The following is a 24,641-nucleotide window of genomic DNA, read 5'->3' on the forward strand; positions in this document are numbered from 1 at the left end:
CGGGAGGGTCGTGGGTTCAAATCCCGCCTCCCCGACGAGTGTTGAGCCAGGCTGGTTTCCCAGTCTGGCTTTTTTTATTCCATACCAACAGCCAGGTAGCGTATCCCGACTGAGGTCGGGAGGGTCGTGGGTTCAAATCCCGCCTCCCCGACGAGTGTTGAGCCAGGCTGGTTTCCCAGTCTGGCTTTTTTTATTCCATACCAACAGCCAGGTAGCGTATCCCGACTGAGGTCGGGAGGGTCGTGGGTTCAAATCCCGCCTCCCCGACGAGTGTTGAGCCAGGCTGGATTCCCAGCCTGGCTTTTTTTATGGAAAATTTTGTATACATACTGTACTCCGCTTCACTGGATCATTTCTACGTAGGCCAGACCCAGGACCTTGAAGCGCACCTTCAGCGTCATAATTTCGGCCGGAACAAGTCCACCAAAGCAGGTATCCCTTGGATAATGGTCCATTTTGGAAAAGTTGCCGATCGTGTAGCAGCAGTAGCCAAAGAAAAACAAGTAAAAAACCTGGGTAGTAAACGGTACGTTCAGACAATCGGAAAACCTTAAGATCCCAAAAAGTTCGGTAGCGTATCCTGACTGAGGTCAGATGTTCAAATAGAGCGGACCCTGCCCCAAGTCAGGGCACTCCGAGGAGAGTGAAGCCAGTGGATAAGGCCTGCTGGCTTTTTGGCCGTTCAAAATTACACTTTTCAACCAATAAGCCGAGATAGGTGGTTAGTCCTAGCCGTTAAACGCAAACATTGATTTAATGAAACATCTTTTCTTCTTGAAAGGTAGAAATGAAATAACCCCCTCTTTTTGACCGATCTACTATTCTGATGATATAGTTTCTGCTCATTGATATTCAGAAGGGATGTTTGTATCTTTAATGAAGGCAACAACCTCCAAAACAATCCTTTTAATGCCATGAAACCCGCTGATAATCTAAGCCAGAACGATGCCCTGCTTCAAAAAATCACGCAGGTGGTACTCAATAACCTGGATAATGAGCAGTTCAGCGTGGAAGAATTATCAGAACAGATCGGGATGAGCCGATCTCAATTGCATCGCAGGCTGAAGTCCCTAAAAGGTAAATCGGTCAGCCAGTTTATCAGGGAAGTACGGTTGGCAAAAGCCATGGAGCTACTTCGCAAGGATGTGGCTACTACCTCCGAAATTGCTTACCAGGTAGGTTTCAGTAGCCCTTCGTATTTCAATAAATGTTTTCATAATCGTTACGGATACCCGCCGGGGCAAGTAAAAATAAAATCGGTGGATGAGGAACAAAATCTGCAGGATAAAACCCCTGCCGTTTCAAGAAAAATGCTAACCCCTCACTCCTTCCGAACAGGCCTATACACCCAAAAAGCGGGGTGGATCGTTGGTATCGCCCTCCTCGCAGTCCTTTTGGTAGGATACTACTTTTCCCCTGGCAAGCAAACCCACACCTCTATAGCGGTATTGCCTCTACATAATTTTACAGGTGATCCTGAACAGGAATATTTTGTCAAGGGTTGGCATGATGCCCTTATTGGAGCATTGGGTCAAATTTCTTCCCTAAGAGTAATATCCAGAACCTCAACCCTGCGCTATCAGAAGGATAATAGGTCCACGCTGCAGGAAATTGCCCGGGAATTAGGGGTGGATGTTGTGGTAGAGGGATCGGTATTGGGTTCGGGAGATCAGGTGCGCATTCAGTTACAACTAATAGAAGCATTTCCCGACGAACGCCACCTCTGGGCCAAAGAGTACCACCAAGACTTTCGGAATATACTCGTGCTTCAAAGCGAGGTGGTACGGAACATCGCCCGGGAGATCCATGTGACATTGACCCCACAGGAAGAAACATTACTGGCCAAAACTCCTACTATTAATCCCGATGCTTACAAGGCCTACCTCAAGGGAATGTTTCACTGGGATAAGCTCACCGAAGATGATCTTAACACTGCCATGCAGTACTTTGAATTAGCCATTGAAATAGACCCGGATTATGCCTTGTCCTATGCTGGCGTATCTTTGGTCTGGGTAGGCCGGCTCCAACAGGGATTGACTTCCTATGCTGAAGGCGGGCCTAAATTGAAATCGGCAGCACTCAAAGCCCTGGAGCTGGACAGTACGCTATCAGAAGTCCATTATATGTTAGGCGCATCTTACTGTTGGGTAGATTGGCGCTATCAGAAATCCGAAATAGCATTCAGAAAAGCCATCGCCCTCAACCCTAACTATTCAAAAGCCCGCGCCTATTTATCCCATGTGTTAAACATACTGCATCAACCGGAGGAAGCCATGGCGCAGATAGAGATGGCCCTGAAATTAGACCCGTTTAATCCCTTATACCAGGCCTTGTATGGCATGGATCTGATGTACGCCCGTCAGTTCGATAGGGCTATTGATCTGCTTGGAAACACGCTGAAGACGGCTCCTACCGATCCGGTAGCCTTGTCCACCCTGCGTACAGCCTACCATATGAAAGGCAGGTATCCGGAAGCCCTGGAAATATGGAAAACGTCTTACGCAGCCAAGGAAGATCATCAGGCCATTGAGGCTTTACAGCGGGGGGAACAGCAAGGCGGCTACCAGGATGCTTTGGAGAATCTGGCTGAGTTGTTAATCGCCCGTTCGGATACTACCTATGTTACCCCCTGGCAAATAGGCACCCTTTATACGCGAGCCAACCGGAAAGAGGAGGCCCTCACCTGGTTGGAAAAAGCCTATGATGCCCATGATTCTAATATGCCCTATATTGGGGTGGACCCGATTTTTGACATTCTCCGGGATGAACCTCGCTTTCAACGTTTATTGGAAAAGATGAATTTGCCCCTTGAAGAATACCCCCTTGCCAATCTGTAAAATTAAAACAGTATTGTATATCCACGCTCGTTAGTTCCTTTTTTTGCAACATGCGTTCGGTGTGCAACATTCCTTAGCAAAAACTTACACTTTTTTGCAACATATATACTAAGTCACCCTTTCTTTTTTAGCTCACCTTTATACAAAGCTTTCTACGCAGACAGTGGCCACTGCTGCCTATTAACCGAAGAGCCATTAACATTCTGACTCTCCGAGTCCACATTGATATTATAAACCCCAAAAAATTTTACAATCATGAAAACTTCAAATTTATTATTCCCTTCATCTCTGAGCAAAATATTAATAAGCCTGTTCTTTTTACTGACCATAAGTTGTCAAGACCCGCTTCAGGATGATTTAACTGTTAGATTCCCTGACGAATACCAGGGCATTGAGGAATGGCAGGATGTATTGGAAGACCTGGTTTTTGAATCGAGTATGATTGTACGGCATCCCGGTTCTATTCAGGACGCAGTGAATGTAGCCATGCCCGGAGACGCAATCTACATCGAGCCGGGTATTTACAAAGAGGCCATCACCATAGACAAATCAGACATCAAGCTGGTGGGTATAGAAGGGGGCAACGGTGAAAAAGTAATACTGGACAATCCTGGTGGAAAAGAAAGAGGTATAAACCTAACCAAGCAGGCCACTGGCGTTGAAGTGCTCAACATACAAATGCAGCATTTCACCAACAATAGTCCCCCTATTTCCACGCTGCCAACCAAGAAAAATGCAAGACACAACCGGTTCTTCAAAATGACACGGACCCAACTCGATAACAAGATAGCCCACTACCAATTTGAGATTCGTTTAGGCAAACGAGAATTCGACGTAGTGCGTATCCACCGGGTTGTTCGGGAGTACCGGCCCTATCGCCCTATCCGTACCCACGGTGAAGTCTTCATGGTGCATGGAGCCTCCCAGGATTTTGATGATATATTCTTAACGGCTGGTGCCGTAAATAATATCAATCCGCAAACATCCTCACCTGCCTTTTTAGCATCTAAAGGGATAGACGTATGGGGGATTGACCTGGCCTGGACATTGGTACCGGCGGAAACAAGCGATTTTAATTTTATGAAAGACTGGGGGGTGAAGCGTGATGTAGATCATACCTTAGCTGCCATGTCCCTCGCCCGTCTGATCAGAGGCCTAACCGGACAGGGCTTTGGCCGTCTGAATCTGCTCGGTTTCAGCTATGGGGTGGGCGTTGCCTACGCAGCGGCAGGACAGGAAACCCAGCAACACCCGATATTGCGCGATATCAAGGGCATCATCCCAGTAGAAGGAGGCATGAAATACGATAAAAGTGATCCTGTGCAGGAAGAATTTCGAAATTCAATGTGCGAGGTGGCTGCTGGTATGAAGGCGTTGATCGATGGCGGTACTTATGAAAGCAGGCTTGGTCTTGATATAAAACCCTTTGGTAACCTGGCCATTGCAGCCCCCAACGACCTATCTCCCATCATCCCAGGACTCAGTAATTATCAGGCAGCACTATTTGCGGGTGCCATTCCGGGTGCCAGTCCTCCGGCTCCCTTCTGGCATTTCGTAGGAGGCGATCTCAATGAGGATAATATTCCCATGGGATTACTTTATACAGCACCTTCCCGATGGTTTTATTTACTTACTACCCTGGCTCCCTACATGCCTCAGCGAACCCCGTACGAGTATAGGGTATGCCAGTGCGATGAAGAAAATGTAAAGATTGATGACCATCTGGATCAGATTTCGGTGCCCATCTTGTATATAGGAGCAGGAGGTGGTTTTGGTGAGTTCGGTGATTACACCAGCAGTTTAACATCTAGCACTGACATTACCAATTATACCGTAAGCCTGCAAGCAGCAGAAAACCGCATCATCGACTACGGCCATGCCGACGTTTTTATGGCCACAAATGCACCCGATCTGGTTTGGGAGCCATTGCGGAAGTGGTTGATAGATCATAGTGGTTATTCTTTCCGGTGAGTTGTCCTAATATCGATACAAACGGAAACGTCCCGGCGAAACTAAAACCTGGCTTTATCGGATTAATTAAAGAATAGCTTAATTTTACAGGTATTTCGGGAAGGGTAATTAATTTACTTACTGAAGTTCTAAGGTCTATTCCAATTAGGGAAGGGGGGTATCTCTTTCCCTTTTTTCACTTCTCTTCCCTTTTTTCACTTCTCTATTTCGGCTGTTTATACAGACTATTGGATTAAACTAGTTTTTCATGTTTCGATCCCTTTTCATCGGATTGTTATTTCCGTTAATCAATTTTAAACTTTGAATTGGGCCGGTTTTATGGAAGTCTTCCCGGGGAATATACCATCAAGCTTACCATTTCCTACTTGAGCTGAACCAACTTGGTGCTGAGAACGACCTAATCGCCGAATTTAATACACAATTTTTCACTCTTATTCGCTCTATATCAACTTATCGTATTTCCATTTTGAGTATTAACATTAATATTTGTTTTGTAAATTAAACCTTAGTAGCAGACAATTGATGATATTTTTTCAAGGTACTACCGGTATCGTTTTTACTACCGATGGAAAGGGTTCAAGCTCCCTCAACCATCTTTTGGTGTTTCTACTACTCACAATCAGCCATAAAAAACAACCCAAAATGTCAGAGCGTAAACCTCAAGAGACAAAAAAACTCAAAAAGACGCTCAGTTTATCCTTACTGATTTTTTTGGGGCGGGACAATTCTCGGCTTAGGTATTTATGTACTCTTTGGTAAAGTAGGCGGTTAGGTGGGCATGCTAGCCCCTTTTGCGTTTTTAGTTGCAGCAATTTTGGCAGGTTTTACACGGGCAGGTCTTATGGGGAATTGTCCTCCCGTGCTGTATTTTTTATACGTGTTTCTCCAACAGCAAGACACCAAAGAGTTTCAACAGGACCAAAAAGAAATAGCGGACCATTCTGGAGATCCAAAACGCATACGCACAGAATGGATAAAATTGCTTGTTAGTTTGGTATTAATTGTTGCTGGGGTAGAAGGCTTATTGCGATCGACCATCTTTTTTGGGGATTATTTTCTTTTCTATACTCAATTAGGTCAAACGGCTTGGCAATGTGCAGTAGTCCTTTGCTTGATGGACCGCCAGCTACGAGGCCCAAACCCCAATGGTATATCAGGCGCTCCCCGTCAGAAGAATCTGGCCGGGCCGTCTACACCATTAGCGGTATATTTCTATTAGTGGTGATTAGTTTCATTTCAGCACTTTTCATACGCTGTTCTAAAATCATTATACATAGAAGTTACAATATGTTTGGGGTCGCCGTCGGTCAAGCTTTCAAAAGAAATGTAACCCGTATAGTTTACTTCTTTTAATATTTTTGCAATTTTTTCCATATTAACAGGTTCCGCAATCCCATCCACATAAACCAATTCTTTAATAAACCAGTAATTTGCATACGGTGCCAATTTTTGAATTTCTTTATACGGATCGCCTCTTCTTAAACTACCAATATCCAAAATTAATCCAAACCAATCCGAGTCTACTCTTTTTAAAATATCGATAATTTCATCCGCTTCGTATAAAAAATCATTATGGTGTTGCATGCCTACCAGAACGCCTGTTTCTTCAGCATATCTGGCACAGGCTTTAAAGTCTGACACCATCCATTCTTTAACCTCTTCTCTGGAATATCCTTCGTGTTTTCCATTTCCGGCAAAAATGCGCATAATGGAAGCTCCAAGTTTTGATGATACCTGCAACCAATTATTTATCAATTCAATATCAGATGCTCTTGAAGCTTTATCTGGATTTACAAAGTTATTCCTTACCCCGGTCCATGAAATATTTAATCCTAATTGTAATGCTTTCTTCTTTAACTGAAACAATGTTTTATCGTCTGGTATTTCAGGATAATCAGTAAAATAATAGCCTGTTAAGTCAACTGCATTTAAACCGAGCGTAGCGGCAAACTCCATCATATCAAAAAAGGTCATTTCACCACTTCTTAGCAAGGAATTGAACGTATAAGCATTGATGCTATATTGTAATCTGGACGGGGCTAAGGTTTTAATTAATGGGCTTGCGAAAAGGCTGCGAGAACCTACTAAAATCGGTGCAAATGCCGCGCTACGTAGTAAATTTCTTCTTTTCTTATTCATATTTACGGTTCCTTTTAGGGTGCTAAGCAAACATTTCCGCTAACGATTAGTATACGAAATTAAGCGATTGGGAAGCACCAAACCTTCTGTTAAGCACAGCGTTTGATACGAGCTAAGACACTTCGATTTACGGATATTTGCCTATTTCTTATATTCAATGTGCGCGCCTTGTATGGTGAATATAGGTCAAAAACTTGACCGTTCCAACGGGTGAAACCTGTGCCGAAGCATTTTGCCGATTTCTTTCGGAATCCCTAAGCGCGGGGATAACCCTGATGCTATCGGGGTAGCCTGTCCGGTAGCCAAGCAAGTGGCAATGCCTTTCCATAGGGATCGGATTTTTAGTATCCATGGACAATGCAATTGCACCAGCTTCCCCTTCATTCAGATTATTTTACCATTCACCATTTATTTCTCGTCGTTTCCAACTTTCTTACCCCAGATCGAAAAACCTGCCGATGAGATGCCTGCATACGTAACCGTTGTACGTCTCGGAGAAGCTTCCCAGTCCCAGGCACTGTCCACCAATAGTTCCGTGCCATTTAACGTGAGTGTTTGGGAGCCCTCATCAAAAGACCAGGTTCCATTCGGGTACCCCTCTACTGAATAATCTTCATGTAAAGTGATATTTTTAGAAAGCTGCATAACCTGGTATTCATATCGGAGGGTAATTTCTTCCCATTTACCTATGAGATCCGCTTCCGTTATGGTAACATCCGGAACATCCGCATAACGTTCGGGAGCAACCACAGGCCAGCCATCTTCCGTCCAGTATATTTCCCGCACATGCCCCATCATAACGGCATTAGAAACATTAATTCCTGCAATATCCGGGGGTAAACGCCCTTGCGATGAATAGAACCATTTTCCAGAATCCGGATCCTGAAAAATGGAGGGGTGTGAAATTCCAACCCATCCATAACTGCCTGCAAATTTATAGGGATGTGTGAGTATAGGATAGGCTTCCGCTCCCTCTGTGACATTTCCGCCATCCAAACCAAAATAAGGGCCGGTTATATTTTCTGACCGGGCCACGCGTGTATTATACGCCTCTGCTAACTCATCGTAGGACAGAAACAGGTAATAATACCCTGTATCCTCATTATAGATGATTTCAGGCGCTTCAAGTGCCTGCCACCTGTTAGAATGTACACGACCTCGGCCGGCTATTCGGACGCCAAAATCGGGAAGGGTATTCAGCTCCTTGGGCTTGCCCGTGACAGGGTCCACCTCTACTGCTGCCAACCCTGAATGCCAGGAACCGTAAATGAGCCAGTGTTCACCTTCCGGAGTAACTACGTAGGAGGGATCGATCGCATTGAACTTAAAATACCCGCTCCAGTCGGAACCCCCATCACGCGCATACGTTTCTTCACCATCAGCCACCGAGTGGATCACCATTCCTTTATCCTCCCAATTATTGCTAGAGAGATCGGTAGATTCGGCAAGGCCGATAAAGGCACGTTCTGTCCAATATTCATTTCCGTCATTTCCCAAAATCGGGTTAAGAACCACTACACAGTAGTACAGCCTGAAGGTATTTCCAACTTTTGTGATGTGCGGAGCCCAAAACCCGTATTCCGGATTCTCAAGGGGTGGTAATGGCGGGTCCATAGTAGCCCTGATGGTATTCAGGGCATTTTTTACCCAGGCAGGATCGGAATCAAAGACAGCACCAAGATACTCCCAATTAACCAGATCTGTGGAACGCCGGACGAGATAATTCCCACCAGCCTCATGAACATTTCCATAGGAGGCATTTGTTTGATACATATAAAAATAGTCGTCATCCTTTATCACGGTTGGGTCATGAACATTTGCCAGGTTCCAGATGAAACGATCACTCCATGACGAAATAGGGGTATAATCGTCAGAATAGGTCGGACCCTGAAAATCCGGGATCAACCCTTCATAGGGTTCGTTCTGTTGTTCTTCATGGTCATCCGGACCGGGACTATTGAAATCGCAACCGGTTAAAATGCCAAGAGTTGTTAAAAGAATGAAAACAGGGTATAAGGTCTTGAGGCTTTTCACATTCCTAAAGATACTGATTTTTATATTTATTCGGTTCTGCCCGCCTGCGGAAGGCAGGCTGTATGCAAGGTGAAGTGTGTGCCCAGCATGGGCATCTAGTATCGAAGATACCAGAATATTCCAGCGGGTGCAAGTCCCTTGCAGGCAAGTTGGTATAGCCTGTTAGTAAGCCGCAGTGCCTGCCCTGTTTTTTTTACAGGGCAGGTTTTCCTTGGGGAATGCAGTGAAGAAAGCGGGAGACTTTTTTTACCATCAAAAATAAAATCTTACCCCTTTACGCAACTCGATTCTATATTTTCCCATCCTATAGGCGATACACATTATTCACTTACTTATGAAACTTACACAATGAAATCGTCAATAATTCAGGCAGCATTTCTGCTATTTGCTCTTTTCGCTTTTTCGGGTTGCGAAGAAGAAGACTTAAATCCCATCAATCCACTAAATGCTGATGCAGGTGACCCAACTTCCGGATTTGTGGGGCACTCGACGCTACTTGATGGCAGCCTATCAACCAACGCTGCCGGAAAGCCCTTCACATATAATTGGGAGATAAGTTCCAAACCTACCGGTTCCGAATTCACCATCGAAGATCAGGATGAAGTGTTGGCCAGTTTTTATGGAAGCATTTCCGGGGAGTATGTAGTCAAACTCACCATTTCCTATTTGAATTGGCAGGATACGGACAATGTGACCATAACCCTGAGCGATGATCCCGAACCAAGCCTTTTGGCAGTGGCAGGTGAAGACCGGATCCAGGAAATCGGTGAAGCTTTGGCCCTCAACGGTTCTGCTTCCATTTTGGGAGGAGAGGGAGTTCAAATCCTTTGGGAAAATGTATCCAAGCCCGAAAACAGCACAGTTACCATCCAAAACCCTACTTTCCTTGAAACTACTTTTAGCCCAAATAGAGCAGGTGAATATGCTTTTAAGCTGACCCTGACTTTTGGGGAACTAAAATCCCAGGATATGGTGAAAATTACCGTTCAGGAAAGCACATCCAATCAAGGTCCAATTATTATCCAATCGGATATCTTGGAAGATAAAACATTGGTAAATGTTTTTGTATCGGATCCTGACAAATTGGACTATTTGGTCACTACTGATGTGGCAGTAAGGGGGGCAAAATTGACCATCGAACCCGGGGTACGTGTAGGTTTTGAAGATGGCGCGGGGTTGGTCATTGCGGAAAACGCATCCCTAAAGGCCTACACCATGCTGACTGAGACCTTACCTATCATTTTTCAGGGAAAAGAAGCCCAAAAGGGATATTGGGACGGGATCAAAATACTTTCCCAAAACCCACCTGAATATCTGGCCGGTATAGAAGTGAGAGATGCCGGAAAGCTTGGATACGGGATTCAAGTCGGTCCAGGAGCAAAATTATTCCTTTCAAACTCCACCATTCACCTGAATGATGGAATAGGCCTTGATTTCCTAATCAGCTCACAGATAGCGGAATTCAAGCATAACAAGATCAAAGAAAACACCGGCGCTCCACTGCAGATCCCTGCCGGTTTGATGACACAGGTATCTGTTGACAATCAGTTTCAGGATGGAGCCATACAGATCGTAGAGGGCAAAATCCTAAGCGGGGTAGACAATTATTGGCCGACCTTTCAGGTGGAATATGATGTACTGGATGAATTGGTCATTTACAACGGTTCCACTTTGGTGCTTTCAAATGGCGCTCACCTAAATATGGGTAATGATCAGGGGATCCGTGTGATTTCTGGTGGAAAACTCCGGATCCTCGGTGCTGAGACTTCTCCGGTAGTCATCGAAGGAAAAACCAAAACGAAAGGTGCTTGGAGAGGTATCTATATCAATGACTCCCAAGGCGCAGTTAGCAGTATCCTGTTTGCCACCATTAGACATGCTGGTAGCCATCCCATCGCAGGACAGGATCCGGCTACCATCAAACTGGGCAATGGGGCAGGACTAAAAATGTTCAAAACCACCCTTGATGAAGGCAAAGGCCATGGGTTAGAAGCTTCCGCTACCAATCTTAATATAGAGTTCAGCCAAAACACCATCATAAACCACCTGAAAAACCCGCTTTCTGTTTCTGCCCAAGTAGTAGAACACCTGGGTTTTTTCAATAGGCTAGAAAACAATGGAGAAAATGAAGTCCTCGTAGATGGATTTCATCCATTGGCAAAAGATGGGGGAGAAATCGTCTGGAAAGGTTTCCAACAGCGTGTCCCCTATGTGATCAAAGGATTGAGCAAGGACCTGGTCATCCAATCAGGAATGCGCCTCAAAGAGGGGGTAGTTATCAAAATGCAGCCAAACTCGCGTATAGACGTACAGGACGCAAATGGAAGACTAGGCTATTTAAGAATCGAGGGAAATGCAGGCAATCCCGTGATTATTCGCAGTGTTGGTGAGGAGGCTGGCTCATGGCATGGGATTACCTATTCAACTAATCACGCACAAAATCACATTCAATACGCTGAAATCTTACATGCTGGAAAGTTGTTGGCAAATAATTTCTCTGCCGCAATCACCGTGGACAATGTCCCACAAGGATCCTTGCTCATTCAAAACTCAAGGATCGCCTACTCAGGGCAACACGGAATCGCAGTCGCTAAGCAGTTTTCAGACTTTTTGCGCACGTCCGATCTAACGTTTGAAGGAATCACTGGCAGCGATATTTCTGCATGGGAGTAATTATTTGGATTTTTGTTTTGAGAGTCCCCCGCCGGTAGTTGGCGGGGGATTATTTATAAAATCAAGTCCCAATTTGAGCTTTAATTCTACCCTAAGGACCTTTTTTTCACCTCACTTATAAAAAAATAAGTTTATGGAAACCTTACATTTAAGAAAAGCCACAATCAAATTGAAATGGGGGGGCTGACTTTTTTAATTGACCCCTATTTCAGCGGATTATTCGTGAACCACCAACCAATCGGTGGGAAGTCAAAAACCCCCACCTTAGCGCTTTCTTTCCATTTGCAAAGGACATAGTGGATTGGATTTCTTTTTTTATAGCCATTCAAATAAAAAATTCTCCTTCGGAACCACCGGCGGCATTCCATGCATTTCAATTATTCCTTGGTTCGATTTGTAAGAGTCGCTGCAGATGGATTCTTGCACGGCTCAACTGAGATTTGGAGGTGCTTTCGGAAATGGAAAGTTGCTTGCCTATTTCCTCATGACTCAAACCTTCAAAAACAAACAACTCAAAAACCTTTCGATAACCCCTCGGGAGCCGCTCGACAGTGTGGATTAAATCATCCCAATGGAGTGAGGTATCCGGACCATCCTGATTTGCCGTTAGATTAATTCGCTCCAGGTCAGCCTCCTTTCGCCATTGAGAAGCTTTTTCCAAATGCATCAGACATTCATTGACCACAATACGCCGGATCCAGCCTTCAAAGCTCCCGGTTTGTTTAAATTGTCCGATCCGATCAAAGACCTTTTGAAAAGCTACCAAAAGCACATCCTCGGCAGCAGCGGAATCTTTGATATACCTGAAACAAATGCCGCACATTTTAGTGTAAAGCCGATTGAACAGCTCACGCTGTGTGCGGGGATTTTGGGCAAGGCAGCCCAGATAAAGCTGCTCGATTGGGAGTCCACAAGCCGAGACTTCCGAGGATGGGTTGAACAATGTAGGTTTCATATTGGATTATTTTCAAAAGTTGGTTTAATTCTCAAAAAGGGACATGGGTTGATGGTACTATCACTAGATTTCACCGGTAGGGGATATTATTATGACAGCACATGAATGTGTGGTTACCTTGGGCCATACTTTCAACTGCAACTTCAGCTGAAAATGAAGGCCCAACTTTCTCTTCACCGAGGCAAATAGTCATCGCCCACAGGAGGAAGATGATTTTCCAAAAAGTCTTCATCATTTTGATTATCAATTAGTACAAGACAAAATTGCTTCAAAAAGAAATGCTATTAAATCACATAAAGGGGTGGAATCAAGAGGCTTAAAGGCGCTAAAAGCTCAAAAGATGTGAGTCGGATTAGGGTAAAAAAAAAATACCTTTCTGGTCTTGAAAACCGGAAAGGTATGGAGCAAACTCAGAAATTGCTCAAACAATCTTATCCCGAAATGCTTTTGCCACAGCCTCGCTCTTCGAATTGACGTGAAGCTTCTCGTAGATCTTTTTGATGTGGGATCGCACCGTATCTATGGCTATAAACATCTCAGCCGCGATCATCTTATAGGAATAACCCTTGACCAGCCATTGCAGCACTTCTTTTTCACGATCGGTAAGGTTATAATCGTTTTCTACAGCAGGCTGAATTTGGGAAAACATTTTCAGCACCTGGGCCGCAACAGACGAAGTCATCGGGGCCCCACCTGTCGAGGCCTCTTGAATGTATTCCAATAGTTTAGCAGGAGGTGTTTTTTTCAGGATGTAGCCATTAGCCCCACTTTTTAATGCTTCGAAAATATTTTGATGGTCATCAAAAACAGTCAGCATCAGCACTTTGATTTGTTCATCGGCTTTGCGAATAATTTTCAATCCTTCCAGACCATTTACTCCCGGCATATCGATGTCCATCAGGACCACATCCGGCCGAAAGACCTTGATCTCATGAGCCACGTTGGAACAGTTTTTAAAAGAAGCCAACACGCTGAATCCCTCGCTGCCGTCGATCAGCATGGTAAGTCCTTCTCGGAGTTGGGGGTTGTCTTCATAAATTAGGAGCTTGATCATAATTTCGGGAGTTTAGCAACACAAAAATAGCTTTGCCTATAATGGTTATCAATCACATATTGAGGTTGTTTTTCAAAGCAGGACTTTCAGAATCAATTCCGTTCCTTTTCCTGGATTGGTGTCGATTTCCATATTTCCACCAAGGTTTGATGCTCTTTTTTTCATGTTTTCCAGGCCGTTACCTTCCTCCAAGTCATCCATATTAAATCCTTTTCCATCATCCTTAATTCGCATGGTAAATAGTGCTCCATCCAACCCAAAATCAATAAACACCCTTGATGCACCGGAGTATTTTGCGGCATTGTTAACTCCTTCTTTGAAGATCAGAAACAAATCTCTTCGCGCATCCATACTGAGTTTCAGGCCCAGAATCCGTTGGTGTACCTCCATGGAAAATACCATATCTTTACTTTCAAGCACCTGATTGGCAAATTCACGCATGCGGGCGATGAGCTTTTCCATGGAGTCATTTTGAGGCTTGATGCTCCACACGATGTCGTCCATGGATTCCATCATCCGCTGACTGTTCTCAGAGATTTTGGAAATGTAGTCGCTGGTTTTGGCAGGATCGGTTCCCAATTTGGTTTTTGCCATGGAGCTCAGGATATTTATTGTACTGAGTGTAGATCCCATATCATCGTGCAGATCTCTCGCCAATTGGCTACGAAGTTTGACCACGGCCATGATCCGGTTTATATTCATGCGGTAAATCAATACCACAATTCCCAGGAAAAGCATTCCCAACAATGCTTTGAACCACCAGGTCTGAACCAAACCTGGCTTGATTTCGAAAGCATAAGCAGCGGCTTCCGAGAAAACTCCAAGTTCATTGGCGGTCTTCACCTCAAACCGATAGGTTCCTGGCGGCAAAAGGGAATAGACCGCCTTAAAATCGCCCCTGGCCTTTTCCCAATCCTGACCTGCCCCTACCAATCGGTAGTAGTACCCAAATCGGTCTTGCAAAAGGAAATTCAATATATTGAAATCAAAGGTCAGGTTGTTTTGATGAGAAGAAAATACTCGTTGGGAGTTTTCTACTGTCCCATCCCCAACATAGATACCGAAAAGACTCACACTGGTGACGGTAGGCCGGAGAGGTGGGAGATTTCGCTCAAACTGCAACGGATCAAAAATCAGCAAGGCATTATTGCTCACAAATGCCAATGCTCCATTTGATAATCGGGTTCCTGAGTATCCGTCAGTCGGTAGCTGAGAGAAAAAGTGATTCTTTCCAAAAGACGAAAAGGTATTATTATTTACATCAAATTGCGTCATACCGTTGGGTGTGTAGATCCAGGCAAGTCCGGTCAGGTCTGATTCAATGTGGGAAATAACATTACTTACCATACCATCGGAGTAGGAAAAAACCTGGTTTTTTCCGGTCAGCGCATTGAATTTATTGAGCAATTCATAGCCCATGAGAAAAATACTGTCATTGAGTTGATGAATTTTCTCGATTTTGTTGGAGCTAAGAACACGGTCATCGAGATGCTGGATGATTTTTCCGTCGCCAGGGTCAAACACATAAACACCTTCATTGATGGTTGCAACCCAGATTTTCTGGTCTTTACTCACCAGCAACTTCGGGATGGTACCGCCCACTTTACGAAATCTGCGAAATCCACTCTCTTGAATCCCTTCTCCTGTGTAATGAATCACTGCACCATTTTGAGTTCCAAACCACAAGTCACCTTTGGCATCCTGGGCAATGGCCCGGATAGTCGAACCCCCAAACACATCTGGACTTAGAAGAAAGGATTTTCGGGTATCCAAATCAATGACTTGAAGATTTCCTTTTTGAAGAGCCACCCATACCAGCTCTCTTTTTTTGTCGTGAAAAAGATCCCAGACTTGCTTAAATTCTGGGCCCGAAGGTAGGTTTTTTCGAGACCAATCCGAATCTTGCTCCCCATAAATCGGTTTGTAGATTTTTATACCTTTTCCCCAACTACCCATCCATAAAGTGGTATCTCCCTGGTAGATGACTTCTTCGACAGTTTGAAGTTCGTTGTTCCCATTCTTGTTGTCAAGATTGAAAAAATTAATATCCGGAGTATCCAAATGCAGGAAATACAGCCCTTGATCAGTTCCCAGCCAAATACCTTTAGAAGGGTCCCAAATCGCTTTGGTTATTTTGTCAAACAGGATATCATCCTGTACTACCCTTGTGAACTGTTGACTTTGCCGATCATAGTCTGCTAAAGTCTGAACCCCATATCGCCAAAACTGACCATCCGGCAACTCCAGTATCCCGTAGACTTCCTGATAATTATCATTCCCATTCCGCAACTCCTCCTTGTGGTCTTTCCATTGGTTGGTTTTGGACTCGTAGGAAAGTAAAATTTCATCGGGATCCCAATAATTTATCCAGTAGATGTCTTCTTGATCTTGATAGACATTGATGACATGATGAAAATCTGTCCGTTGTAATAAAGGCAGGTTCTCAGGATTGTGAAAGGCAGTGTACACTTGATCTTTTGCCGGGTCATATACAGCGATTCCCTCCACACAACTCAACCAGTACTTTCCTTGCCGATCTTCAAAAATCGAATTTGGCCTCCAGCCGTCAGGAAGTTTTATCGGCAGATTTTGATCCGTTATATGTCCCTTTAGCGGATCAAACCATAAAATTTTGTTTTCTTTGAAAATAATAAAGAGATTTCCCCTTTGGTCCATCCAAAGGAATTCCCAACTGGACCGAACCTGTTTTTTTTCAAACGGAAATGGTGTAAACTGCTCCTTTTCAGGTATATAGTACCCATATTCATTTCCGATTCGCAACCACATATTGCCTGCCTGATCCTCCTGTATTTCATAGACAGGAAGACTGGGCTGCCTCACACCGTCCTTTTTTACTTCATAGGTCATGAATGTGCGCCCGTCAAATCGCTGCAATCCATTGGGTGTACCGATCCAAAGAAATTGGTTTCGGTCCTGATGGATGGTCAAAATCTGATTGGCTGAAAGTCCTTCGGCCAGCCCAAACCGACTGATAAAAAATCGTTTGGCCTCTGCCTGAATATTCATGCAGTTGAATAAAAAGAGAAGTATGAAAAACGATTTTTTCATATGGACGACTAAATATAGGTGATTTGAAAAAATATCCCGCTTACTTTTACCCCAAATCACATGTTTATGTGGGCGATAGGAAAGCAACGCATAAGCCTGTTATGGCATCTAAAAAAAAATGGTACCAAAAACAAAATATCTGATTTATGAAAAGACTACATAATAAAACAGCCTTGATCACTGGTGCGGCTCGTGGAATTGGAGAAAGCATCGCCCGGATTTTTTTACAAAAAGGGGCAAGGGTAATCCTCTCAGATATCCGTGATGAAATGGGAAAAACGCTAGCCAGAGAACTCGGAGAAATGGCCTGCTATACCCATCTCGATGTAAAAAATGAAGGTGAGTGGAAATTGGTTTATGAAAAGCTTCTGTTGGAATTTGGCGGACTGGATATTTTGGTGAATAATGCCGGAATCACGGGCTTTCTGGAAACCAAAGGCCCTTTTGATGCCGAAAACCTCGATATGGAATCCTTCGAAGAAGTGGTACGGGTCAATCTCAACGGGACGGTTCTGGGCTGCAAATACGCAATCCCTCTGATGAAACGTAAGGGAAGTGGCAGCATCATCAATATTTCTTCACGCAGTGGACTGGTTGGTATTCCAGGTGCGGCAGCATATGCAGCCAGCAAAGCAGCCGTAAGAAATCATACCAAATCCGTTGCCCTTCTCTGTGCCGAAAAACGCTACAACATCCGCTGCAATTCCATCCATCCCGCCGCCATCATGACGCCAATGTGGGATGCGATGCTTGGAGATGGAGAAATCCGGAAAAAAATCATCAAAAATGTAGAAGCTGGAATTCCTTTAGGCCATTTTGGTAATCCAGAAGATGTGGCCTTTGCTGCCTTGTATTTGGCATCGGATGAATCCCGGTATGTGACAGGAATTGAATTGAATGTGGACGGAGGGATTTTGGCAGGATCGGAAGCACGACCCGAATAACGTTTCTATAATCAATACTAAGTAGCTTTCTCATAACAGCCGATTGTCCTATTAAAGGCTGACACCATAACACTTTTTAAGACGGCCTTTTCATTTTTTCCAATTGTGGTTTTGGAGAATTAAAAGAGTTTTTATCACCCTTTTATGTGAGTTGATTTTTCAGATTTCCAAGCAACCAGTTTAAGGGAAACACCATCCTTTCAAGGCCGGAAGATTCAATTTCTCTGGCCTTACCTAACTTTAATGTCTGTTACTATGAAAACTGCTTGGATTTACTTCTTACTTTCTCTCCTTTTTATCGGATGCAAAAATGAAATTGAGTTGCCGTTCCGGATTTTTGAAATCAAAATGGACCGTCAAGTTTTTGGAAACTTTCTTCGGTTTGAGGTTTTGTCTGATCCCGAAACCCCCAAATCCGACCTGACTTTTTTCATTGGAAATCTTGAAGTTTTCCCTGAAAAAACGGAATACGGAAAATGGGTTCTGCATTTAGAGGAATATCCGGCAGGCACTCATCAGCTCAAGGTAATGCAAAAGTCCAATCCTAAAAATTGTAAAATCAGCAACTTCGAGAAAGCAGGTTTTCTACTTGAACTGGCCGTAGACCCAAGCCTGATGGAAGATGGAGTAAGGCATCATTTGATAGTTTGGAATGAGGCTGGCCGAACAATATGGGTTGAAGAGCTGACCCAGGCTGGAAATTATCGGGTGGCATTAGGCAGCTATGAATCTGATCATTTCTCCATGGGAATATTTACCGAATTCGAGAATTTTTCTCAGGGCTTGGGACAGGTCTTTGATCAAGTTCCTCTTGGTTATTATTTTCCCCTGAGTGTGGAAAATAAAGACTTGCCTCCTTTCGGAACTGCTACGCTAAAGTTCCAGCAGATTCCCGCTCATCAGGGATACTGGATCGGAAGTCGGGGAAGCTTTTCTCATGGACAGACTTTGCCCAGTACTCTGCCACTGTTTCTGGATGTGATTCCAACGCGGTTTTTTATTCGGGTAAAACAAGGGCAAAAAACTTATGCAAGGTTATTTGCAGAGGAGGCCACCTTTTCAGGGGCACAAGTGAACTTAAATCTGGGAGCAATGGATTTGATGACTCCTCACACCATCAGCTTTTCCAAAGCCATTTCCGGATCTTATTCCGTATATGGATTTGAGTCTGCCACCGATCTCAAAACCCAGATTCCTTTGGATTTGGGTTCGCTAAATGATTTGCAACAGCTCGATATGGTGGATTACGGTACCCTTTACCCCAAAGTAGAATTTCAACTTAACTATGCCGAGGAAGGTTTTCAGGGGTTTTCCAGATATAGAGCAGCCCGATTTCCTACTTCCGTGCAAATTTTTGATGCAGATTTTTCCATCCAAAATGAAGATAAGCTAACCATCAAAGGAACTGTGGATCTGGTGTTTTCTACCTGGTCAGGAATGGATTCAAATGGAACGGATTGGCTCATTTTCCGCGTACAAGAACCTGATCAAACCCGCCTCCAGGCCCCACTAATCTCCTCCGAAATAATCAATCTTGAGGACGTTTCCTTGAGGTCAGTAACCTTGGAAGAGAGTGACTTGCTGGAAAATTATTCTGATTTTATCGCCGATTTTTCCCAGGGGAAAAACAAGGATTATTTCCTTAAATCCAGCAGGTTTCACTCCAAATCTAAACCCTTGACTTCCGCCAGAACCTTAAAAAATGAACAAGTCTTGGAGTCATTTTCTAAATTTTCATACACCCATCAATTCCTTAAATGATTTGACCTTTGCGACACTAAAATCTATTGCAATAAAAGGCTCATTGGAATCTGTAATTCAAAAACCAGAGGCTTATCCATGGATTTAAACAGCTACCCTTTTAACAGAAATATTCCTGGATTACCTTGGGAAAAAGTGGAATCCTCTTTAAAATCCTCTCTTGGAAATAATTTGATTTATTCCTGGAAATTAGACCGAAGCGAATCGATAAGATCTTTGGAATATATTCAAATCGACTCGGTCGGATTGATTTTTTCCCGATTTATAAAACGAAAAACCGCTTTGTAAATAATATACAAAGCGGTTAGTGAAGACTGGGTATGTCTCTTACAAACCCTCATTCAAAATAAATTTCTGCTGCCTTCTTCGGAAATTAAGGACCAACCAAAATCCAAATCCGATCAGTGCCATTACCGATTCTATTAGCAGCCATTGACTTCCAAACTCTCCTAAAGGCCCATCTGCAATCAGTGTAATCAGGCGGGAGAAGGCATAGGCTCCCCAAAAGATGCTCAAAAAAGCCGCACCTTTTTCGGGATGCCTGATCATCAGATAAAAAATGCTCATACAAATTGTGATCCCTACGCCTCCATACACCCCACGAATCGAACTGAGTGCATCGGTATTCCCGAGCTGAACCCCCACCATGTCCATAATGGTTTGCGGATTTACAAGTGCCATCACACTAACGGCAAGCAGCGAAAACAAGGAAAAACCAAGGTAAATCCGGGTGAACAGCACCCATTTATTACTATTCTTTTTCATGGTCCTGTTTAATTTAGGTTACAGTAATTTAGATAAAGCGCAATATGGCTTCCGAGGTCTTCAATTTTAGGTTTTCTTATCTCTGAAAGCACCAGTGGACAATCTCCAAAGAGGCTTTCAAAAATCTTCTTGTAATTGCCCTTTTTCACTTTTACCAATGTACCACCGTTTTTAGAGATAAAATAAGCACGGTGCTTGTCTCCCGTCCAAGTGATGTGTTTCCCCTCCAAGGCTGTTGTCTTTCTGGCAAAAGGATCATAAAATACTTCAAAAATCTCATCAAAACCGGGATTAAGAATCTGAAGCAGTAGCTCTTTTTCACCGTTGATGCTTGTATTCCGATAGATAATAAAGTCTTGAGGCTTGCCAGTTGGCTGATCTCTGGACAAGAGCTTTTTAACTGAAGACCCTCGCTCCATTGTATATTGGAGTCTTACCGCACCATTCATAGCGATGGCAAACTCAAAAATGTCCTCTGCTTCAAGATCATGTGTTATCCCGGATTTGTCTTCCAAGCTCACTTTTATGATTCCACGCGTACTGACATAATTGTTGATTTTACCTTCGATTACTTCCCCAGACTTGGACAATACATATCCTTTATTGGAAAGAGGAATATCTTCCAGAGGTTGCTGGAGCTGTTGGCCTTTTAGTTGGCAGGTCAGAGCCAAGATGAATAAGGTTATTCCAGATATAAGTTTCATAGTTGGTCCGGTTTATAGGAATTAATTTCTGCCAGAACTAAGGGGAGGCATGGGTTGAGGAACCACATTATCGATAGGAGTGGTACTTTTAAGATACGCGAAGACGGCACTGATCTCCCCATCTGTCATCTGACCAATCATTTCATAAGGCATGGGAGGAAGTATCTGCCGATTTGTGGCGATGCCTTTGGACTTGCCTTCACGAAGGGCTGTGAAAAACTGCTCCTCGGTCCAATTGCCTATTCCTGTAGCATCCGAAGTGAGATTCGAGGAAAAAGACACCCCCCAGGGACCTAGCCATGCAGTAAGACTTTGGGTAGCTGCTACTCCTTTTGATTCCAGCTCATTTCGATCCATATCTGGAATAGGCTGCTGAGCGGGATGTCCGGAGAGCGCGCGTTCCATGTCCATTTCAGGCCCCATGGGACCCATTTTTTTGGGAGTATGGCAATCGTGACAGCCAGCAATGACCACTAAGTGCTTCCCTAGGGCGACCTTTGCCTCCAGATCCACTGGAGCACTCGATTGATCCTCAGTTGAAGTAAGTTTATTCTCCGCACTAGATTGACAGGAAAATAGGTGGGCAGCAACCAATGCTGCTACGGCAATAGAGATTATTTGATTTTTCATTTGAATTTGGATTTGATTTTTCCAATAGATGGGAAAAAGATAGGAAGGGTTGCATTGGCAAAATTATTTGTATGAATTATTTCATCTGTTTATATTTTTTTTTTCAACGGTCAGATGGAATCTCGCATGCTTGATAATCATCCCTCTGTGTGTCGCCTCCGTCATGCTCGATTTCATGTGAATGTCCACAATTGTACCTGAGAATAAATGGCGTGATCTCTATAAGGAATTTTCAAAACTAGTCGGACTAGTTTTCCTCCAAACTCACCTGAAAACACCACAGAGAATGGCGGTCTGATCAACAAATATTGCTTCTATAACACGCCTCTGACAAAGTAGCTGGTAATCCTGTTTTTTCAATAAAAATTTCTATCCATGCAACCCATCCTTTATGTTTTCCATCCTGTTGGTGTTAAAAAAAATTATTAAACACAAATACTATTTCTACTATGAAAACATTTGAAAAAACAACCTTATTACTAACTGTAATCAAATCATTGATGATTATGATGGTCGCAAGTTCCTGCGAACTTTTAAGAGAGGATGACCCATTGATTGTGAAAAACAAAAAAACAGCAGAAACTACCTACTATGGACCTGCAGTAGCCATGGGCAATGGCAAAGCCCAAACGTTTATTGCCATCAATAAGGGAGGAAGCCCCACTGTTATGGGGGTTGCACTAAATGAAAAAGCCTTGGAAAATTTACCGTCTGGTGATGAAGGCACACATCCCGGGGTCAGCCATGCTCGTTCATTTGAGACTATTTTGCAGTTTCCTAAACAAGCCGAAATCACGCCCTATAAATTTATGACCATAGATTGGGCACCAGAGGGCCATGAACCTGAAGGAATCTATAATCTGCCGCATTTTGATTTTCATTTTTACATGATTTCCAATGAAGAAAGACTAACGATTACTCCCTTCGATGGCATGGATCCCGAAATACCTGAGGCCAAATACATGCCTGTACCTTACATTCAATTACCTGGACGGGTACCAAATATGGGGGTGCATTGGGCAGATCCAACAAGCCCGGAGCTTGGGGGGGAAACTTTTACGAGAACTTTTATCTACGGGTCTTTCAAGGAAAAAGTAATCTTCATGGAGCCGATGATTACCCTGGATTATATCAAAAGCAAACCAACCACTGTGAATGATCTGAAACTTCCTACCCATTTTCAGGTAAACGGTTTTTATCCTTCCGAATACGAGGTGAAATATAATCCGGTCAGAAAAGAATATCTGATCATGTTCAGTGATTTCAATTTTAAAATGGCTGATCAGTAAAGTTTGTATTAATTGGAAATAAAAAAGTCCCCAGAAATTCCGGGGACTTTTTCTTCGGTTGAAACAGGCCCTATTAGTTAAGTGACTATGTAAATTTCAGAAGAGTAAAATGAAAATATTGATGGCGACATCAACGAAAAAGATTATATTTAAAAGGGTGGACATATAGGTATTAAGATTTTTACTTAAAAGCATACGATTTCGATCCCCTTTTTTAAATCAAATTTCAAGTTCTTGACAATACACAGCTCGAAGGCAACTTAACCAACTTGGTGCTGAGAACTACTTAATCGCCGAATTTAGTAGATGATTTTTCACTCTTAATCGCTCCATAACAACTCGTAGTATTTCCATTTTGAGTGTTTTTTTAAATTTTTGTTTTGTAAATTAAGGCTTACCAGCAATCAATTAATGATTTTTTTTCAAAATACTGCCGGTACCGTCTTTACTACCAATGGAAGGAGTTCAAGCTCGCTAAACCATCCTTTGGTGTTTCTACTACTCACGATCAGCCATAAAACTACCCAACATGTCAGAACTTAAACCTCAAGCGACAGAAAAACTCAAAAAGACGCTCAATTTACCCCTGCTAATTTTTTATGGCGTTGGGACAATTCTCGGCCTAGGCATTTATGTGCTTTTAGGAAAGGTTGGCGGTGAGGCGGGCATGTTAGCCCCCTTTGCCTTTTTAGTGGCGGCAATATTGGCGGGGTTTACAGGTCTTTCCTATGGGGAATTGGCATCCCGTATCCCAAAAAGCGCCGGGGAGGTAAATTATGTGGATGAAGCCTTCGGTAAAAAATTCCTGTCCATGGCGATGGGTTGGTTAATTGTATTATCAGCCATGGTTTCTACTGCTACCGTGGTGAATGGATATGTGGGTTATGTGCATGTATTTATAGAACTACCTGATTGGCTCATTATGATAGCTATTACCATCATGTTAGGTGCTGTGGCGGCTAAAGGAATTTCGGAATCCGCCTTTTTGATTACGGTGATAACCATTATCGAGATTGCGGGACTTTTCTTGGTGATCTTCATTGCGGGAGATAACCTCGTATCCTTTTCAGCCCGGTGGGAGGAATTGATTCCCTCGGCCACTACCACCGACTGGGAAAAGATCTTGCTGGGGGCCTTTCTGGCATTCTTTACGTTTATCGGCTTCCAGGATATGGTGAATGTGGCCGAAGAAGCCAAAAATCCTAAAAAAGACATGCCCACCGCTATAATGGTCTCACTTGTTGTTTTAACAGTACTTTACATCATCGTAGCAGTGATCGCGGGCCTGGGATTAACCCCACAGGAATTGAATCAAAGTGAAGCTCCTTTGGCAGATATCCTGGCCAAAGAAGGCGAAAATTACCCCAAAATCATCAGTGCTATCGGATTAATTGCGATTGTTAATGGGGTTCTGGTGCAAATTGTAATGAGCGCCCGCGTCATGTACGGCATGGCAGAGAAGAAAATGGCTCCCAGCCTCTTTGGTAAAGTTAATTCGACGACCAATACACCTATTTGGTCAACTATTTTCGCTACGGTATTCATCCTGCTGCTCAGCCTTTCCTTTGACCTTAAAAATTTAGCTATCGCCACCAACTACATTTTGATCCTAGTTTTTATTTTGATCAACCTGGCCCTGATAGCCATCAAAAGAAAAGTACCTCATCCGGAAGGAATCAAAACCTATCCTATAGCTATTCCTATTTTAGGGGCTATTTTCAGCTTGGGAATTTTAATTTTTCAAGCCTGGTCATCGATTTCAGGAATATAAGTTTTTGAAGGATGCAGCGTCCTCTGTTTTATGTTATTATAGTTC

17 protein-coding genes are annotated in these 24,641 nt (G+C 43.5%); 9 read left to right on the forward strand and 8 right to left on the reverse strand.

Annotation, left to right across the window (positions count from 1 at the left end):
* Positions 1 to 308 precede the first annotated feature (308 nt).
* From GJS45_RS17520 to GJS45_RS17535, 4 genes are all read left to right on the forward strand, one after another.
* On the forward strand, positions 309 to 554 hold the full coding sequence (locus GJS45_RS17520) for a GIY-YIG nuclease family protein (protein ID WP_162343172.1): 246 nt from the start codon (positions 309 to 311) through the stop codon (positions 552 to 554).
* 360 nt (positions 555 to 914) lie between these two features.
* The gene (locus GJS45_RS17525) at positions 915 to 2,837 is read left to right on the forward strand and encodes a helix-turn-helix domain-containing protein (RefSeq protein WP_162343173.1); all 1,923 of its coding nucleotides are present in this window, start codon (positions 915 to 917) and stop codon (positions 2,835 to 2,837) included.
* A 255-nt stretch (positions 2,838 to 3,092) separates the two neighbouring features.
* Complete coding sequence (locus GJS45_RS17530; protein ID WP_162343174.1) at positions 3,093 to 4,808, forward strand: right-handed parallel beta-helix repeat-containing protein; 1,716 nt, start codon at positions 3,093 to 3,095, stop codon at positions 4,806 to 4,808.
* 772 nt (positions 4,809 to 5,580) lie between these two features.
* On the forward strand, positions 5,581 to 6,027 hold the full coding sequence (locus tag GJS45_RS17535) for a hypothetical protein (protein WP_162343175.1): 447 nt from the start codon (positions 5,581 to 5,583) through the stop codon (positions 6,025 to 6,027).
* A 17-nt stretch (positions 6,028 to 6,044) separates the two neighbouring features.
* Here GJS45_RS17535 and GJS45_RS17540 read toward each other — a convergent pair whose 3' ends face one another.
* Together GJS45_RS17540 and GJS45_RS17545 are read right to left on the reverse strand one after the other, a co-directional pair.
* Positions 6,045 to 6,947 (reverse strand): sugar phosphate isomerase/epimerase family protein, encoded by a 903-nt coding sequence (locus tag GJS45_RS17540; RefSeq protein ID WP_162343176.1) that lies wholly within the window; start codon positions 6,945 to 6,947, stop codon positions 6,045 to 6,047.
* A 408-nt stretch (positions 6,948 to 7,355) separates the two neighbouring features.
* The gene (locus tag GJS45_RS17545) at positions 7,356 to 8,981 is read right to left on the reverse strand and encodes an arabinan endo-1,5-alpha-L-arabinosidase (RefSeq protein WP_162343177.1); all 1,626 of its coding nucleotides are present in this window, start codon (positions 8,979 to 8,981) and stop codon (positions 7,356 to 7,358) included.
* Between the two features lie 348 nt (positions 8,982 to 9,329).
* Between GJS45_RS17545 and GJS45_RS17550 the strand changes: the two genes are divergently transcribed.
* Positions 9,330 to 11,654, forward strand: coding sequence for a PKD domain-containing protein (locus GJS45_RS17550; protein ID WP_162343178.1), 2,325 nt, complete (start codon positions 9,330 to 9,332; stop codon positions 11,652 to 11,654).
* A gap of 373 nt (positions 11,655 to 12,027) precedes the next feature.
* On the opposite strand, the gene GJS45_RS17555 is transcribed toward GJS45_RS17550, so the two are convergent.
* The 3 genes from GJS45_RS17555 to GJS45_RS17565 all read right to left on the reverse strand — a co-directional run bounded on the left by GJS45_RS17555 (position 12,028) and on the right by GJS45_RS17565 (position 16,690).
* Complete coding sequence (locus tag GJS45_RS17555; RefSeq protein ID WP_162343179.1) at positions 12,028 to 12,609, reverse strand: RNA polymerase sigma factor; 582 nt, start codon at positions 12,607 to 12,609, stop codon at positions 12,028 to 12,030.
* A gap of 421 nt (positions 12,610 to 13,030) precedes the next feature.
* The gene (locus GJS45_RS17560) at positions 13,031 to 13,663 is read right to left on the reverse strand and encodes a response regulator (RefSeq protein WP_162343180.1); all 633 of its coding nucleotides are present in this window, start codon (positions 13,661 to 13,663) and stop codon (positions 13,031 to 13,033) included.
* A gap of 72 nt (positions 13,664 to 13,735) precedes the next feature.
* Entirely contained in the window at positions 13,736 to 16,690 is a 2,955-nt protein-coding gene (locus GJS45_RS17565; protein ID WP_162343181.1) for a sensor histidine kinase, read from the reverse strand.
* Between the two features lie 188 nt (positions 16,691 to 16,878).
* Here GJS45_RS17565 and GJS45_RS17570 point away from each other — a divergent pair, with 188 nt between their 5' ends.
* Positions 16,879 to 17,676, forward strand: coding sequence for a glucose 1-dehydrogenase (locus tag GJS45_RS17570; RefSeq protein WP_162343182.1), 798 nt, complete (start codon positions 16,879 to 16,881; stop codon positions 17,674 to 17,676).
* Positions 17,677 to 17,931: 255 nt separating this feature from the next.
* Positions 17,932 to 19,437, forward strand: a complete 1,506-nt coding sequence (locus GJS45_RS17575; RefSeq protein WP_162343183.1) for a hypothetical protein — start codon at positions 17,932 to 17,934, stop codon at positions 19,435 to 19,437.
* Between the two features lie 327 nt (positions 19,438 to 19,764).
* On the opposite strand, the gene GJS45_RS17580 is transcribed toward GJS45_RS17575, so the two are convergent.
* The 3 genes from GJS45_RS17580 to GJS45_RS17590 are packed head-to-tail and all read right to left on the reverse strand — an operon-like array spanning position 19,765 to position 21,536.
* Positions 19,765 to 20,202 (reverse strand): DUF4345 domain-containing protein, encoded by a 438-nt coding sequence (locus GJS45_RS17580; protein WP_162343184.1) that lies wholly within the window; start codon positions 20,200 to 20,202, stop codon positions 19,765 to 19,767.
* An 8-nt stretch (positions 20,203 to 20,210) separates the two neighbouring features.
* Positions 20,211 to 20,906 carry a hypothetical protein gene (locus GJS45_RS17585; protein ID WP_162343185.1) on the reverse strand — a complete coding sequence of 232 codons (696 nt, stop codon included), beginning with the start codon at positions 20,904 to 20,906 and terminating at the stop codon, positions 20,211 to 20,213.
* Positions 20,907 to 20,927: 21 nt separating this feature from the next.
* Positions 20,928 to 21,536: a c-type cytochrome gene (locus GJS45_RS17590; protein ID WP_162343186.1), complete on the reverse strand. Its 609-nt coding sequence runs from the start codon at positions 21,534 to 21,536 to the stop codon at positions 20,928 to 20,930.
* 449 nt (positions 21,537 to 21,985) lie between these two features.
* Here GJS45_RS17590 and GJS45_RS17595 point away from each other — a divergent pair, with 449 nt between their 5' ends.
* Positions 21,986 to 22,825: a DUF5602 domain-containing protein gene (locus GJS45_RS17595; protein WP_235954843.1), complete on the forward strand. Its 840-nt coding sequence runs from the start codon at positions 21,986 to 21,988 to the stop codon at positions 22,823 to 22,825.
* A gap of 529 nt (positions 22,826 to 23,354) precedes the next feature.
* On the forward strand, positions 23,355 to 24,596 hold the full coding sequence (locus tag GJS45_RS17600; RefSeq protein ID WP_162343188.1) for an APC family permease: 1,242 nt from the start codon (positions 23,355 to 23,357) through the stop codon (positions 24,594 to 24,596).
* Positions 24,597 to 24,641 lie beyond the last annotated feature (45 nt).

Source organism: Cyclobacterium salsum, from assembly GCF_010119245.1.
Lineage (GTDB): Bacteria > Bacteroidota > Bacteroidia > Cytophagales > Cyclobacteriaceae > Cyclobacterium > Cyclobacterium salsum.

Bases quoted from the DNA above. Each gene is read 5' to 3' on its own strand.
- GJS45_RS17520 (WP_162343172.1), top strand. From the start codon at position 309: ATGGAAAATTTTGTATACATACTGTACTCCGCTTCACTGGATCATTTC.
- GJS45_RS17525 (WP_162343173.1), top strand. From the start codon at position 915: ATGAAACCCGCTGATAATCTAAGCCAGAACGATGCCCTGCTTCAAAAA.
- GJS45_RS17530 (WP_162343174.1), top strand. From the start codon at position 3,093: ATGAAAACTTCAAATTTATTATTCCCTTCATCTCTGAGCAAAATATTA.
- GJS45_RS17540 (WP_162343176.1), bottom strand. From the start codon at position 6,947: ATGAATAAGAAAAGAAGAAATTTACTACGTAGCGCGGCATTTGCACCG.
- GJS45_RS17550 (WP_162343178.1), top strand. From the start codon at position 9,330: ATGAAATCGTCAATAATTCAGGCAGCATTTCTGCTATTTGCTCTTTTC.
- GJS45_RS17555 (WP_162343179.1), bottom strand. From the start codon at position 12,609: ATGAAACCTACATTGTTCAACCCATCCTCGGAAGTCTCGGCTTGTGGA.
- GJS45_RS17560 (WP_162343180.1), bottom strand. From the start codon at position 13,663: ATGATCAAGCTCCTAATTTATGAAGACAACCCCCAACTCCGAGAAGGA.
- GJS45_RS17565 (WP_162343181.1), bottom strand. From the start codon at position 16,690: ATGAATATTCAGGCAGAGGCCAAACGATTTTTTATCAGTCGGTTTGGG.
- GJS45_RS17570 (WP_162343182.1), top strand. From the start codon at position 16,879: ATGAAAAGACTACATAATAAAACAGCCTTGATCACTGGTGCGGCTCGT.
- GJS45_RS17575 (WP_162343183.1), top strand. From the start codon at position 17,932: ATGAAAACTGCTTGGATTTACTTCTTACTTTCTCTCCTTTTTATCGGA.
- GJS45_RS17580 (WP_162343184.1), bottom strand. From the start codon at position 20,202: ATGAAAAAGAATAGTAATAAATGGGTGCTGTTCACCCGGATTTACCTT.
- GJS45_RS17585 (WP_162343185.1), bottom strand. From the start codon at position 20,906: ATGAAACTTATATCTGGAATAACCTTATTCATCTTGGCTCTGACCTGC.
- GJS45_RS17590 (WP_162343186.1), bottom strand. From the start codon at position 21,536: ATGAAAAATCAAATAATCTCTATTGCCGTAGCAGCATTGGTTGCTGCC.
- GJS45_RS17595 (WP_235954843.1), top strand. From the start codon at position 21,986: ATGAAAACATTTGAAAAAACAACCTTATTACTAACTGTAATCAAATCA.
- GJS45_RS17600 (WP_162343188.1), top strand. From the start codon at position 23,355: ATGTCAGAACTTAAACCTCAAGCGACAGAAAAACTCAAAAAGACGCTC.